General features: G+C 44.7%; 11 protein-coding genes, 1 pseudogene and 1 riboswitch. Of the genes and pseudogenes, 2 read left to right on the forward strand and 10 right to left on the reverse strand.

Going from position 1 to position 13,901, the window contains the following annotated elements:
• Window positions 1–27: 27 nt before the first annotated feature.
• Window positions 28–300, reverse strand: coding sequence for a DNA-directed RNA polymerase subunit omega (rpoZ, locus tag AB6D80_RS12060; protein WP_009848003.1), 273 nt, complete (start codon window positions 298–300; stop codon window positions 28–30).
• A 279-nt stretch (window positions 301–579) separates the two neighbouring features.
• Window positions 580–1,203: a guanylate kinase gene (gmk, locus tag AB6D80_RS12065; protein ID WP_009848002.1), complete on the reverse strand. Its 624-nt coding sequence runs from the start codon at window positions 1,201–1,203 to the stop codon at window positions 580–582.
• A gap of 324 nt (window positions 1,204–1,527) precedes the next feature.
• Window positions 1,528–1,627, forward strand: a riboswitch (purine riboswitch).
• A gap of 58 nt (window positions 1,628–1,685) precedes the next feature.
• Here gmk and AB6D80_RS12070 point away from each other — a divergent pair.
• Together AB6D80_RS12070 and AB6D80_RS12075 are read left to right on the forward strand one after the other, a co-directional pair.
• Entirely contained in the window at window positions 1,686–3,056 is a 1,371-nt protein-coding gene (locus AB6D80_RS12070; RefSeq protein ID WP_135385224.1) for an NCS2 family permease, read from the forward strand.
• Between the two features lie 141 nt (window positions 3,057–3,197).
• A complete protein-coding gene (locus AB6D80_RS12075; protein ID WP_009848000.1) occupies window positions 3,198–3,623 on the forward strand; it encodes a phosphate-starvation-inducible protein PsiE in 426 nt (141 codons plus the stop codon).
• 89 nt (window positions 3,624–3,712) lie between these two features.
• Here AB6D80_RS12075 and AB6D80_RS12080 read toward each other — a convergent pair whose 3' ends face one another.
• The 8 genes and pseudogenes from AB6D80_RS12080 to AB6D80_RS12115 all read right to left on the reverse strand — a co-directional run.
• A complete protein-coding gene (locus AB6D80_RS12080) occupies window positions 3,713–5,131 on the reverse strand; it encodes a hypothetical protein (protein WP_372188606.1) in 1,419 nt (472 codons plus the stop codon).
• Window positions 5,132–5,252: 121 nt separating this feature from the next.
• Window positions 5,253–6,836, reverse strand: coding sequence for a PTS transporter subunit EIIC (locus AB6D80_RS12085; protein WP_372188607.1), 1,584 nt, complete (start codon window positions 6,834–6,836; stop codon window positions 5,253–5,255).
• Window positions 6,837–6,845: 9 nt separating this feature from the next.
• Complete coding sequence (locus AB6D80_RS12090; protein WP_371701516.1) at window positions 6,846–8,276, reverse strand: Sapep family Mn(2+)-dependent dipeptidase; 1,431 nt, start codon at window positions 8,274–8,276, stop codon at window positions 6,846–6,848.
• An 80-nt stretch (window positions 8,277–8,356) separates the two neighbouring features.
• A complete protein-coding gene (gene rpiA / locus AB6D80_RS12095) occupies window positions 8,357–9,070 on the reverse strand; it encodes a ribose-5-phosphate isomerase RpiA (RefSeq protein ID WP_371701518.1) in 714 nt (237 codons plus the stop codon).
• A 1-nt stretch (window position 9,071) separates the two neighbouring features.
• Window positions 9,072–11,066, reverse strand: coding sequence for a transketolase (gene tkt, locus AB6D80_RS12100; protein WP_371701520.1), 1,995 nt, complete (start codon window positions 11,064–11,066; stop codon window positions 9,072–9,074).
• A 9-nt stretch (window positions 11,067–11,075) separates the two neighbouring features.
• Window positions 11,076–12,029, reverse strand: a complete 954-nt coding sequence (gene tal, locus AB6D80_RS12105; protein ID WP_017099278.1) for a transaldolase — start codon at window positions 12,027–12,029, stop codon at window positions 11,076–11,078.
• The gene (locus tag AB6D80_RS12110; RefSeq protein WP_372188609.1) at window positions 12,026–12,769 is read right to left on the reverse strand and encodes an HAD family hydrolase; all 744 of its coding nucleotides are present in this window, start codon (window positions 12,767–12,769) and stop codon (window positions 12,026–12,028) included. Before AB6D80_RS12110 ends, tal begins: the two co-directional genes overlap by 4 nt.
• Before the next feature lie 53 nt (window positions 12,770–12,822).
• Window positions 12,823–13,845, reverse strand: a pseudogene (locus AB6D80_RS12115) (iron-containing alcohol dehydrogenase); the annotation flags it as partial.
• Window positions 13,846–13,901 lie beyond the last annotated feature (56 nt).

The following is a 13,901-nucleotide window of genomic DNA, read 5'->3' on the forward strand; positions in this document are numbered from 1 at the left end:
GACGTTGATTCTATCAGCGAATATGAGCTATCGAGTGTGAGCGATGCTGCTTACTGCTGCAAGCTCAGCCGCTTCTTGCTCTTGTTGCTCTTGACGCTCACGAGCATCTAGTACGTCTTTAGTGATAAGACCTTCTTCGATTTCGCGAAGAGCGATAACCGTTGGCTTATCGTTTTCTTCAGGCACTAGTGAATCTTTGCCGCCAGTTTGCATTTGACGTGCGCGGCGAGCCGCAATAAGAACTAGGTCGAAACGGTTGCCAACTTTTTCAACAGCGTCTTGAACAGTTACGCGTGCCATGAGGACTCCAAATAGTAATTAACTAATAAATTTTTGATGACGAGAAAGTATACAAGTTTAACTAGAGACTTTCTAGTTCACCGTATACTTATCTCAATGGAAAATCCAGTTATACCAATCACAGTAAATAAGTGTTCAGAGATAGCGCCGAACAAAAGTTTGAGAACAAGGCAGGATTTTTCGATAAGCAGTGACCCTACAATCAAAAATTCTAACGACGTTATCAGGCTTTTTCACAAGCTAGAATGACCAGTTGTTTACTACGATTGGTATCAGAGATTATTCCGCTAGTAGTGCTGTAAGCATGCCGCTGTATTTAGCTGCTTGCTTATCTTCTTTTAAGCGCTCCGCACGAATGATAGCTCTGAAGTCCATTAGGGCTGCATCAAAGTCATCATTCACGATCACATAATCGTATTCTGCATAGTGAGAAATTTCTGATTTTGCTTCGCTCATGCGTTTCGCAATAACTTCGTCGCTATCTTGGCCGCGAACATTCAAACGACGCTCTAGCTCACCATTTGATGGTGGAAGAATGAATACACTCTTCGCTTGAGGCATTTGTTCACGGATCTGACGAGCACCTTGCCAGTCGATATCTAGGAATACATCGATACCGCGGTCTAGGTTTTCTTCAATCCAAACGCGTGAAGTACCGTAGTAGTTGCCGAAAACTTCAGCGTACTCTAGGAATTCACCTTTATTAATAAGGTCTTCAAAATGATGCTTCTCTACGAAGTGGTAGTGAACACCATTTTCTTCACCAGGGCGCATACCGCGAGTGGTGTGTGAAACAGATACCTTCATTGCGTAGGTTGGATTGGTTTCTAGCATTGCTGAGATCAAGCTCGACTTACCTGCGCCACTAGGTGCAGATACGATGTAAAGAGTACCTTTGCCCATCTGTATATTTCCACTGTTGGTTGGATTGAGTGAGGGTGATAAACCGACACTATAAAAGATAGCACTGACTCTAATTTTTGTTCCGATGGTTGCATCTATAAAGGGATAACAAGTAAAACTAATAGAGACAACTGGTGAAAATTAGGTCAGAAAAATGGAGGCGAAGAGTAGCATATTTAGATTATTGAGAACAACTGGCTTGATCGTTATTTATTCTTAAATGATCCTTTGTCTGATCTTCCTATAAATGTAATGACTGATCATGTTCAGTTTTTTATGTGATCTGAACAAAATTTGTTGAAGTTTTAATCTCAATCCTTACAATCCGCGCAAACGATTAAATGCTGTATATATCTAGTGATATGGACTGGATGTTTCTACTACCGAGCCTACCTTGGTGACTACAGTTTTTAGTGTAGAGATCCCTCTATTCTCACAGCATTTGAATCTCAAATTTCTTAATTTAATACATAGGTTTTGTTGTGAATACCGACTCCACCCTGAAAGCCCAGAAGACATCTGGCTCACTTGACACCATGTTCAAACTCTCAGAGAGAAAGACCACGATCAGCACTGAGCTATACGCAGGTTTTATTACCTTCTTAGCGATGAGTTATATCTTGGCGGTTAATCCAGCAATTTTGGGTGGCATTCCGGGAATGGACAAAGGTGCAGTCTTTACGGCGACCGCTCTTTCTGCTGCTATTGCAACGCTTATCATGGGCATTTGGGGTAACTATCCAGTCATGCTAGCACCTGGCATGAGCATGAATGGCTTCTTCAAAGGTTTATTGTTAAGTGGTTCAGTGGCGGTACTTTGGAATGAAGCATTATTTGGCATCTTCCTATCGGGTATTCTTTATCTTGCTTTCTCATTGACCAATATCCGTAAGTCGATGATTGAATCGATTCCTGAAGATTTGAAGTTGGCGATTACTGTCTCTCTCGGCTTGTTCATTGCTTTCTTAGGCCTTAAGAATGCGGGTATCATCGTTTCTAACCCGTTCGTACTGGTTGGCTTAGGTGACATTTCCGATCCGAAAGTGATTATCGCTTATGTGAGTATCTTCATTGCATTGGGCTGTATGGTTCGTGACATTAAGTTGGCCACGTTTATCTCGTTTGTTTCCGCTATCGTGTTGACCATTCTTGCTGATGTATTCATGGGCACATCAAACGCCCCAATCCCTGACCAATTCTTTTCAATGCCACCAAGTATGGCAGGCAGCTTTGGCGCTATCTTTGACTTCTCAGCTTTTACGCCTGAGAAAATGTTCGATTTGTTGTTCATCGTACTTATCTTCTTGATTGTCGATTTCTTCGATGGATTGAGCACGATTGTGGGTGTTGGCCGTGATGCAGGTATCATCGACAAAGACGGCAAAGTGCCGAATGCAAAATCGGCGCTAGTGGCTGATGCGGGCGGTACTGTGATTGGTTCAATTCTAGGTACCACATCGATTACTGCTTTCTCTGAATCGGGTATTGCCTCTTCTCAAGGTGCGAAAACAGGTTTAGCGGCAGTCATGGTGGCTGGCCTATTCCTAGTGTCTCTATTCCTATACCCAATCTTCTCTATCTTCTCAGCGGCAATGGTCGCGCCTGCGATGGTTGTGGTAGGCATCTACATGGTGGGTCGTCTTGGTCAGATTAACTGGGAAAAGAAAGAGTCACGCATTGCAGCTTTCTTCACCATCATGTTCACAGTGCTAAGCTTCTCACCAGCGAACGGTATGGCGATGGGTTTCATCAGCTACGCATTCACAATGGTTGTTGCAGGTAAGCGCAAAGAAGTGCACCCATTGATCTACGGGCTGTGTGTGGTGTTCTTAACGTACCTGATTCTGTTGTAAGGCTAATTAGTCACTAGAAGTCGTTAAGTAAAAGACAAACAAATGGCTCTGCAGTGAATGTGGGGCCATTTTTGTATTCGTCGCTTCTCTAGAGCGCATGCTAATGTAGAGACTGGATTAATTATTTTTTGAAGAGTGACTATGCCTTCTCACTTACCTAAATCTTTTAGTAAGCCGTTTTTAAAAGTATTTCACATTATGGAAGCGGTATTACTGGTAGCGATCACGCTCGCGACCTTGTTTGCGATGGTCGAAGAGTTCATGCATGTTTTTGCTGAACGTCGAGTGCAATTGACCGATATTCTACTGATGTTCATCTATTTAGAAGTGTTGGCGATGGTTCAGCAGTTTGTGATGAACGGTAAGATCCCGGTTCGATATCCGATTTACATCGCGATGATGGCGATTGCTCGTTACATTACTCTGGGCATGAAAGAGTTGGATGCAGTACTCATCGTTTGGTTGTCTGTTGCAGCGTTTATCTTAGCAGCAGCAACACTTTTGATTCGAGTAGGGCACCATTACTGGCCATATGTGGATCTTCGAACCAAGCAGCCGGATGAGTAATTCAATTAACTGAAATATGATGATCTAAAAAATTCGCCCAGCACTGCTGGGCGAATTCATTTAGTAACATACTAACCTGATAAGCAGTGTTAGAAGTTATAGATCAGTGCGATTTCAACACGGGAAATGTCATCACTGCTACTGCCGACTACGTCACGTGTGTAGTCGCTATCTAATGCGTAGTACATATTTAACTCAGACTTTAAGTTGCCTGTGATGTAATTATGGAATTGCAGATAGAACTGGGTGTAAGCGTATTTTTCGTCAGACTCTGCACCAAATAATACATCTTGGTTGAGTGTGTAGATTGCATCATCTGTGTTGGCACGCCATGTCGACATAAAGCCAGCGATGATGGATTGTTTCGGCTGATACTCAATCACAGTGTAAGAACCGACCTGCATTGCGTTACCGTAAGCGCCATCATGCGCGAAACCCAGTGGGTCACCTGTCCACAAAGGGTTAAACGTGTTCACTTTGTCGCTGTTTTTATCTGAACCTGATGCGTAATGTAGGTTCAGACCTAAGCGATAGTTCCAGTCTGCTTTCCAGTTGTAGTTCAAATCGGCATAAGCCATGTAGGCTGAGATATCTTTACCTGCATGATCACCAAATTGATAAACACCGTCGAGCATGTAACCAAACCCTTCACTCACAAAGTCATGGGCATGTAAGCCTAAAACTTGAATGTCGACGTCACCGTCTGGTGCATTAACAAAGCTTTCATTGGTGAGTTTATTACTCATTATGTAGGCTTGCATTGCCCCGAAGTCAGTTCTCCAATTAGCGAATAAGCCGGTCGATTTTTTGCCATTGGTTTTATCATCCCAGTTGCCACCGAAGCTGCCATCTTTGTAGAGAGGGAATACTTCCTCGCCGTAGTATGCGTCAAAATTGATGCCTGCTACGCTGTATTTTGCGCTGGCTGCATTCCAACTTGATTGAACTGGCGTTGGTTCACGGTTCATCATTTGCCATTCATTTAAGTATATTTCTTGGCGACCAAGGCGGGTACTTAGGTATTGCTCACCGTCATCGAGTAATTTGAATTCGGTAAACAACTGGTGGAAGTCAGCACCGGCATCGTCTACTGGACCCGGACTATCGAGGTTAGTGTAATTGGTTCGAATTTCACCAAATACACGCATCCAGTCTTGGTAAGTCACATCGGTGGAGAATTGCATGCGAGTACGCAGTTCATTTTTCTTGCGGTTTTCTCCGTCGTACATGTGATTCCAACGGTTATCGACTGCGGCTTTTACATTACCGCTAAATGAGACTTTCCAGTCACCACTGTCATCAATATCCAAGCGTTTGAGTTTTTCTGAAAAGCTTTTTTGACTTTCGTCTAGACCATCGACATAGCTCCAGTCCTCATTGGCTCTATCTCCCCAGAAGACGATAGGGTTGCGCTCAGACCAGCTTGATGTTGTATTTTCGTTTGCGTGTAGGACGCCAGAAACACAAAGAGCAAGTAAAGTAACTGCATGTTTTGTCATTGCTTTCATTTTTATATTTCCCATATTTCAGGTGCACGAATCCCTTCCTGTGACTTGTAGTCACAGGAGGAATTGTCAGTTATTGGTTTCTATAGATTCGTAACAGTAGGGTTACGGAAGTTGCGCTTAGCTAAGAGTCGACACCAAGGGCTTCTTTGATACCAGAGGCAATCGTAATAACGTTGGCTCCATATATCACTTGAATGCCTTTATTCATTCTGACGACACCAATTGCGTTGAGCTGTTGTTTCCAAACTTTATCGCTTGCCGTTAGTGATTCGTCATGCAGCGAAACACGCAGTCGAGTTGCACAGTTTGTCACGTTCTCAATGTTGTCAGCTCCACCCAGCGCCTTAATGATTTCAACAGGCAGTCCTTTTGAGGTCTGATCCTTTTTCTTTTTAAAGTCTTCTTTTGAATACAGGGCGATATCACCATCTTCTTCTTCGCGACCTGGAGTTTTTGAATCAAACTTTAGGATGAAGAACTTGAATGTGTAGAAGTAAATCGCGAAGTATAGTGGGATAATCCACAATAGAGCCCAAGCATGAACCTTTTCAGGTTGTAGTAGGTTAGGCACCATAAATAGCAGCTGATTTCCGTGAATTGAAACACCCATCATTTCGGTGATCACATAAGCAAGACCATTTAGCGGAACATGCACTGCAAAGAATAGGAATGGTTGGACGAATAGGAAGGTATATTCTAGTGGCTCGGTAATACCGATAACAGCAGTCGTAAATACCGCAGGCACCATGATAGCGGCTACCTTCTTACGATTGGCTGTTTTTGCTGTTACGTACATTGCATAAGCAGCACCCGTTAGGCCACCAATTTGGATTGGAATACGACCGCTGGTAAAGTTATGTGTAATGTAGCTCGTTGCCTCTGGTGAACTCATTTGGCCATTCATGATGTTACGAACACCTTCGTAAACAACACCATCAATCTCCATTACGCCACCAACACGAGTGTATTCAATAGGGAAGGCGATAAGGTGATGTAAGCCAAATGGCAATAAGCCTTTGTCAAATACGCCAAATAGGAAAGAGCCAAAAATACCTGAGCTAGTAATCAAGGTAGTGATGGACTGCAGTGCCCCTGCGATCGGCGGCCAAGCGTAGTAAACAAACAGCGCGATAGGCATGATAGCGAAGTAAGCGAAAATCACTACGGCACGAGGGCCAGAGAAGAAGCTCAAGAGTGCAGGCATTTCGAATTTGTAGTAACGGTTGTGGATCCAAGCCGTAATACAACCAACAAGAATACCGCTAAAGATCCCCATGTTGTAAGCGAAGATACCTAAAGACTCACCCCATAAAGAGTTGAAGTTTTGCGCTGCTACTTTGTCGTAGCCAGCATCATTCATTAATGACGCAAGGCTTGTAGTTTCTTGAGTCCATCCGTGAAATGCAGCGATCGATCCGATAGCGACGTTGAAACACATGAACATGGTAAAGCCAGTGAAGGCTGCCCAACCTTTTTCAGATTTCGCCAGCGCGAACGCTAGACCAATCGCAAAGAAAGGCGGTAGATTGCGCATGACCATCAAGCCAAGATCTAACATCAGCTTAAAGAATGCCCAAATAACAGAGTCGGTAGCAGACATTTGGTTTACAACACCAGCGCCTACACCAATAAATATACCTGCGATAACCAGTACGATGATGGATACCATCATACCTCCAGCAAGTGCTTGAACCTTATCTCTCATAATTTACTCCTAAAGTGATATGAGAACTTTCACGTATATTGTTATTGCTCTTTTTAATGACTCGAGGCTGAGCCTTTCATTAGGCTCATGGACACGAGTCACATCACCAGGAAAAGTAGGTCCGAATGCCACACCATTGTTTAGCGCGCGCGCGTAAGAAGCCGCACTTTTACTAAAGCACTGAGCGTCCATTTTGGTAACTTCGGAATAAGCTTTTCCCATTGCTTGGATAAGTTCACTTTCGGGTGAGAGGTAAGATAGAGGTAAGTACTGGTGTTCAATCAATCTCACTCCGTATTGTTGGGATACATACTGGAGTTGGGTACGAGCTTGATCGATAGTCAGTCCTTTAGGAAACCGAAAATCAAAATCCAAGTTGTAGCCATGTTGATTCAAATTGATGGAGGAGACACAGCATGTAGTCGGCCCCATTTCATTATCTTGGTGTGCTAGCCCTAATTTCGAAGCATCATTGGAATCACTAAAACATGCGTCTAGTAAATCAATTAAATTTCGAGAGTTAGTGTCTAACCCTTCAACATGTCGCATGTGACGAACAAACTGATCCATACAGTTATCGACCTTATGCGGGTTGCGAGATTTCTCCCACGGCGTTGACAACTCAACGCAGTACAACTCCTTTTGTTGGTGGTTGTCACTTTGTGCCACATTGGCAAGAGTGACCGTTGCTGAAGTTTCAAATGTTGCTGCTACTTCAGCCGCTTTTTCTCCTGTCAGATAAATCGATAATTGATAGCAGGTGGATGTTCTGTCACGCTCACTTTCAATGCTTACGATCTGACAAGTTCCTAGGCCATTGTGAGTTGGGAATTCTCGTTGCAATGACGCATATAGGATGCCTTTTTCTCCATTAACGATTGGGAAGTCGCCATCTGGAGAGAAACCATAATCCGGTTGAGGGTTATGATTAAAATAATGCTCTACACATTCCCAAGTTGTCTCTTCTGCGCCGCCGATGATCACTCTTATTTTTTTGTCGAGTGTTACATCAAGCGCTTTAAACATCTTGAGAATATACAGACTGGCCATTAACGGGCCTTTGTTGTCGGTAACGCCTCGCCCCAATAAGTCATCACCTTGTTGGTGCATCTCAAATGCAGGGGTTAACCATGAGTCCAAATTACCTGCTTCTACCACATCTACATGATGCAATATGCCGATTTCTTGTAAGCCTTCGCCAAAGCTGATGTCCAAGGCATAACCATCATGATCACGGGCTTCAAACCCTTCTCGTTTCGCCCAGTTAATGAGAAAGTCGAATGCGTTTCTAATCGGTAAACCAAAAGGAGCATTGGGTGAACAGCTGCTGATATCTCGTACAGACGGAATAGCAATTAGCTCAGATAGATCACGCGTAAACGTTTCAATATTTGAATCAAAATAGCGCAGTGTTTGAGCTAAAAAATTGCTTTCCGTCATGTTTTATTCCTAAATTATCCTTACTGACATGCTTGTAAATAGACTTGCAAGCGAGGTCTCATTTTGATTATAAATCCCAGCTATTGAACGTGTTGCTTTGATAATAAATACGTACCTTCTGCATTCGAAAAAGCCATGAAATCGGCCGTTCTTTGCGCGAAAATACCGTTCTCGACGACGCCAGGAATAGCGTTAATTTGGAGTTCTAATTGCTTTGGTTCAGCGATGTCCAAATGAGCAACATCGAGAATGATATTGCCGTTATCAGTGGTGCAGTCTTGGCGCAACGTCGGGTGTCCACCAAGGCTTTGTAAGGCATTAAACACAGCGGTTTGTGCGGCAGGTAAAACCTCTACAGGGAGTGGAAACTTTCCGAGTTGAGTGACCAATCGACCGCTATCTGCGATGGTGATGAAGCTTAGAGCAAGCGTCGCGAGTACTTTTTCACGAGCCAGTGCTGCACCACCACCTTTCACGGTCATGCCGGTTGTAAGACCTTCATCAATGCCATCAATGTAGAAATCAACACGGCCACATTCAGATATGGATATCTCATTCAGCCCTGCAGAGGATAAAGCTCGACTTGAGCGAACCGAACTGGATACGCAATGAGCAAACTCAGCGCCACTTTCTTTCAATAGTTGAATGAAAACTTCAACTGTTGCACCAGTGCCGATACCAATCACGCTAGAAGGTGTTAGCGTTTTTAGGACTTGCTCTAAGGCTACTTTTGCAGCCTTAGTTCGCAGGCAGTCTTGGCTTTGGTTTTCAATAAAGCGTTGTGCCATGCTCATATTACTTCTCCAGAACCGATAGGGATTTTTCAACGATATTTTCAACCGTAAATCCAAACATTTCGAAGAGTTGTTCTGCTGGTGCTGATTCACCAAAGCTTGTCATTCCCACAATGTCGCCGTGTAGCCCGACATACTTGAACCAGTAGTCACGGATACCAGCCTCTATGGCAACTCGTGCTGTAACATGGCTTGGTAAAACCTGTTCCTTGTATTCCGCGCTTTGTGCGTCAAAAATATCGGTGGCCGGCATTGAAACTACGCGGCAGCGAACATGGCTGAGTTGTGCTTTTGCTTCCATGGCAAGTGCCACTTCAGAGCCGGTTGCAATCAAAATAAGTTGTGGTTCGCCTTCACAGTCAGAAAGGATGTATCCACCTTTCGCTACATTGGAAAGCGTGTCTTGATCACGTTTGAATTGAACAAGGTTCTGGCGAGAGAAAATCAATGACGTTGGGCCATCAAAACGTTCGATAGCAGACTTCCAAGCCACCGCGGTTTCTACTTGGTCGCAAGGACGCCAAGTGCTCATGTTTGGGGTAAGTCGAAGCGATGCGATTTGTTCAACCGGTTGGTGTGTCGGACCATCTTCCCCCAAACCGATAGAGTCATGGGTATAAACGAAGATACTGCGTTGCTTCATTAGTGCTGCCATACGAAGCGCGTTACGAGCGTACTCCATGAACATCAAGAACGTACCGCCGTATGGGATAAAGCCTCCATGCAACGCCACGCCATTCATCATTGCAGACATCGCAAATTCACGAACGCCGTAACTCAAGTAGTTTCCTGACGCATCTTGAGCGGTAATTGCTTTTGAGCCTGACCAGTTAGTTAAGTTTGAAGGGGTTAAATCGGCAGAACCTCCCAAAAACTCTGGCAGTAATGGTCCGAATGCTTCAATAGTATTTTGTGATGCTTTGCGAGTCGCGATGGTTTGTGGATTCGCTTGCAAAGTCTGGATTAGGTCTTGAGTGTGCTGATCCCAATTTTCAGGTAATAGGTTCTGGCTACGACGTAAAAACTCAGCGGCTAATTCTGGATGCGCCTCTTGATAAGCATTGAAACGTGTTTGCCAATCATCTTCATTGCTTTGTCCTTTCTCTTTCCCATCCCATGCTTGGTATACATCTTGAGGAATTTCAAATTCAGGATGGTCCCAGCCGAGGTTGAGTCGAACCAATGCGACTTCATCAGCACCTAACGGAGCACCGTGACAGTCATGACTGGCTGACTTGTTTGGTGAGCCAAAACCAATCACGGTTTTGCAGCAAATTAAGGTTGGTTTATCTGTTACGGCTTTAGCTTCAGTAATCGCTTTGTGAATATCATCAGCGTTATGACCATCAACATCAGCAATAACATGCCAACCGTAGGCTTCAAAACGTTTTGGTGTGTCATCAGAGAACCAGCCGTCGACTTCGCCATCAATCGAAATGCCATTGTCATCCCAAAAAGCGACCAGTTTCCCTAGTCCAAGCGTACCGGCAAGTGAACATGCTTCATGAGAAATACCTTCCATCATGCAGCCGTCGCCCATGAACACGTAGGTGCGGTGATCAACAATGTCGTGGCCTTCACGGTTGAACTGTTCAGCCAGCACTTTTTCAGCCAAAGCCATGCCGACACCGTTGGTGATGCCTTGTCCTAATGGGCCGGTAGTGGTTTCAATACCTGGAGCGTAACCGTATTCAGGGTGACCTGCGGTTTTACTGTGTAATTGACGAAAAGATTTGATGTCATCCATTGATAGCTCGTAACCAGATAGGTGTAACAAGCTATAGATAAGCATTGAGCCATGGCCATTCGACAAGATAAAACGGTCGCGGTCGGCCCAGTTAGGGTTGCTCGGATTGTGTTTTAGAAAATCACGCCATAGAACTTCAGCGATATCGGCCATGCCCATCGGTGCTCCGGGGTGGCCCGAGCCTGCTTTTTGTACTGCGTCCATGCTTAGAACGCGAATAGCGTCGGCTAATTTAGTTCGTGTAATCATCATCTTCTCCTACAGGCGTGCTTCGATCATGGTTTCTAACTTGCCTTGATCGACGGCAAAGTTACGGATGCCTTCGGCGAGCTTTTCTGTTGCCATCGGGTCTTGGTTCATCTCCCAGCGGAACTGTGCTTCAGTCATGGCTGTTGGTGTCTCTTTGATGGTGTCACGGTCGGCAAAGAGTAGGCGCTCAACAGAGCCTTCTTGTGCTGCAAGTTGGTCTAAAATTGCAGGGCCTATGGTCAAACGGTCACAGCCCGCTAATGCTAGGACTTCATCGGCATTGCGGAAGCTCGCGCCCATCACAACCGTGTTGTAGCCATGATCTTTGTAGTAGTTGTAAATTTCAGAGACTGAAACGACACCAGGATCTTCATGAGGAAGGTACTCTTTTTTATCGGTATTGGTTTTGTACCAATCTAGGATACGACCGACAAAAGGTGAGATTAAGAATACACCAGCTTCTGCACAGGCTTTGGCTTGTGCAAAGTTGAACAGCAGCGTTAGGTTGCAATTGATGCCTTCTTTCTCTAGCTCTTGAGCTGCTCGAATGCCTTCCCAAGTTGACGCTAACTTAATTAGGATTCGGTCGTTACTGATGCCAGCTTCGTTATACATGCCGATAAGCTTACGAGCTTTTGCCAAGCTTGCGACTCTGTCGAATGACATACGAGCGTCGACTTCTGTTGAGATGCGCCCCGGTACCGTTTTCAGAATTTCTAAACCAATGTTGACCGCCAGTTTGTCTCCAGCGTCGATCAACTGTTGTGATTTGTCGTTGCTTTGTGCTTTTGCCCAAGTGATCGCATCGGCGATTAAGTGATCGTATTGCGGCATTTCTGCGGCTTTTAGTACTAGAGATGGGTTAGTTGTGGCGTCTTCAGGTTGAAATGCTGCAATAGCATCAATATCACCTGTGTCGGCAACGACAGTGGTGTGCTTTTTCAGTTGTTCTAATTTATTCATTGTTCATTCTCGGTAAGTTGGTTTATCAATTGCAGTAGCGTTTGATCATTCATCGAACTCAGCACCACGTTGGCTAGCGAGACATCGAGGTGATGAGTGAGCAAATTGGTGACTGCAACTGTTGGTATTCCTGCCGATCGAGCCGCCATAATTCCAGGAGGGGAATCTTCGAAAGCGATGGCTTGATGGGCAGATACACCGAGTTGTTCTAATGCCGCTAAATACACATCGGGATGTGGTTTCCGTCTATCCGAGACAATGTCTTCTGCTCCGATAAAGCAGTCGAAATAGTGTGTAAGGTTCAAACGATTCAGAATTGGCATGTAATGATCAGCCTCTGAGCTGGTGGCCAGTGCAATGCTCAATGAGTGTGATTTAGCAAAGTCTAGATACTGACGGACACCTTCTCGTTCTGTTATTGAAGCAATTAATTGGTAGGCATGAGCGATCACTCGATCGCGAATTTGTGAATCGGACAGCTTTTGATTCGACGCTTTGTTGAATAGTTGATAAAGGTAGGTTGCTGGCGCTGAGCTCCCAACTAGGCCAGCAACCTGGAGTGGCGAAACTTCAACTCCGTATGGTTTTAACAAAGCTTCCCAGGCTTTGAACATACAGGTTTCGGTATCGACGAGAAGGCCATCGAAGTCAAAGACCAACGCTTTTAGGTTACTGGCAATGAATTCCTCTCTTTCCAATTTCAAAGCTGTATGACCTAAAGTGTTGTTCTTGCATTCCATGTTTCAATCTCCATTTTCTTTAATTATGACAAACGTGAATTCGTGACTGTCGCTTATTCAACCAAACTGGCCTGCAATACTTTTTTCATTTCTTCACCACTGGTTAGTGGTAGATCAAAGCAAAAAGCCGGCTCCAACTTTTGAACATCTTCTTTGGTGACACCTACTTGAGTTAAGTTCGATTCAAGACCGATACGTTCAAGGAATTTCACAAGAGCAGCCGCTAATGATTGAGCTTTTTCTTCGGTACTTCCCACAGCACCAAATAACTCAGCCACTTGAGCAAATCTCTCTGGTTGCTTGCGCCATTGAAGTTGTACATAAGCTGGATAAACCACTGCGAGTGTTAACCCATGTGGTAGGTTTGTTTTGCTACTACCTAAGATTTCGCCTAAAGGGTGTGGTGCCCCCGCACCGCCATTAGCTAGCGAGATCCCGCCAAGTGTGTCTGCTTTCGCGAGTTGGCAACGGCCATGTAAATCTGCGCCGTTGTCGACAACACTCGGTAGGTGATCAATGACAAGCTTCATTGCTTCTAACGCCATACCATCAACAAATGGAGATGGTCGAGTACCCGTAAATGATTCAAACGCATGTGAAAAAGCATCAAATCCTGTCATAGCTGTCATACGTGGAGGCAGTGTCAGCATGAGCTCTGGATCGATTAACGCTTCACAAGGGAAAAATTCAGGGTGAAACAGTGTTAGCTTTGCATGTTGCTCAAGGTCGGTAATCACTGCCGCTTGCGTCACTTGAGAGCCAGTTCCCGATGTTGTAGGTACTGCGATTAAAGGTACGACTTTCGCGGGTAGTGGGTTGACGTCCCCAAACGGTGAATCATAAGTGGCAAACCAATGAGCCCAATCTAGAGACTCTGTATTGATCGTTGCCGAAATGATTTTTGCTGTATCAATCGATGAACCACCACCAATGGCCAAAACCACATCACAGTTATTTCCGATGGCCACTTGGCGGCCAAGTTCAACGACGGTTGTAGGCGGATTTGGTACGACACCATCAAAATGAGTCACTTCAATTCCTTGCTCTGAAAGCAAAGTAAAAATACGGTCATAGGCTGTAATGCCGATCAGTTAAAGCCAAAGTGATCGGTTGAAGGATCCTTCCGAGCTGT

Source organism: Vibrio sp. 10N.247.310.17, assembly GCF_041466605.1.
Taxonomy (GTDB): domain Bacteria; phylum Pseudomonadota; class Gammaproteobacteria; order Enterobacterales; family Vibrionaceae; genus Vibrio; species Vibrio tasmaniensis_A.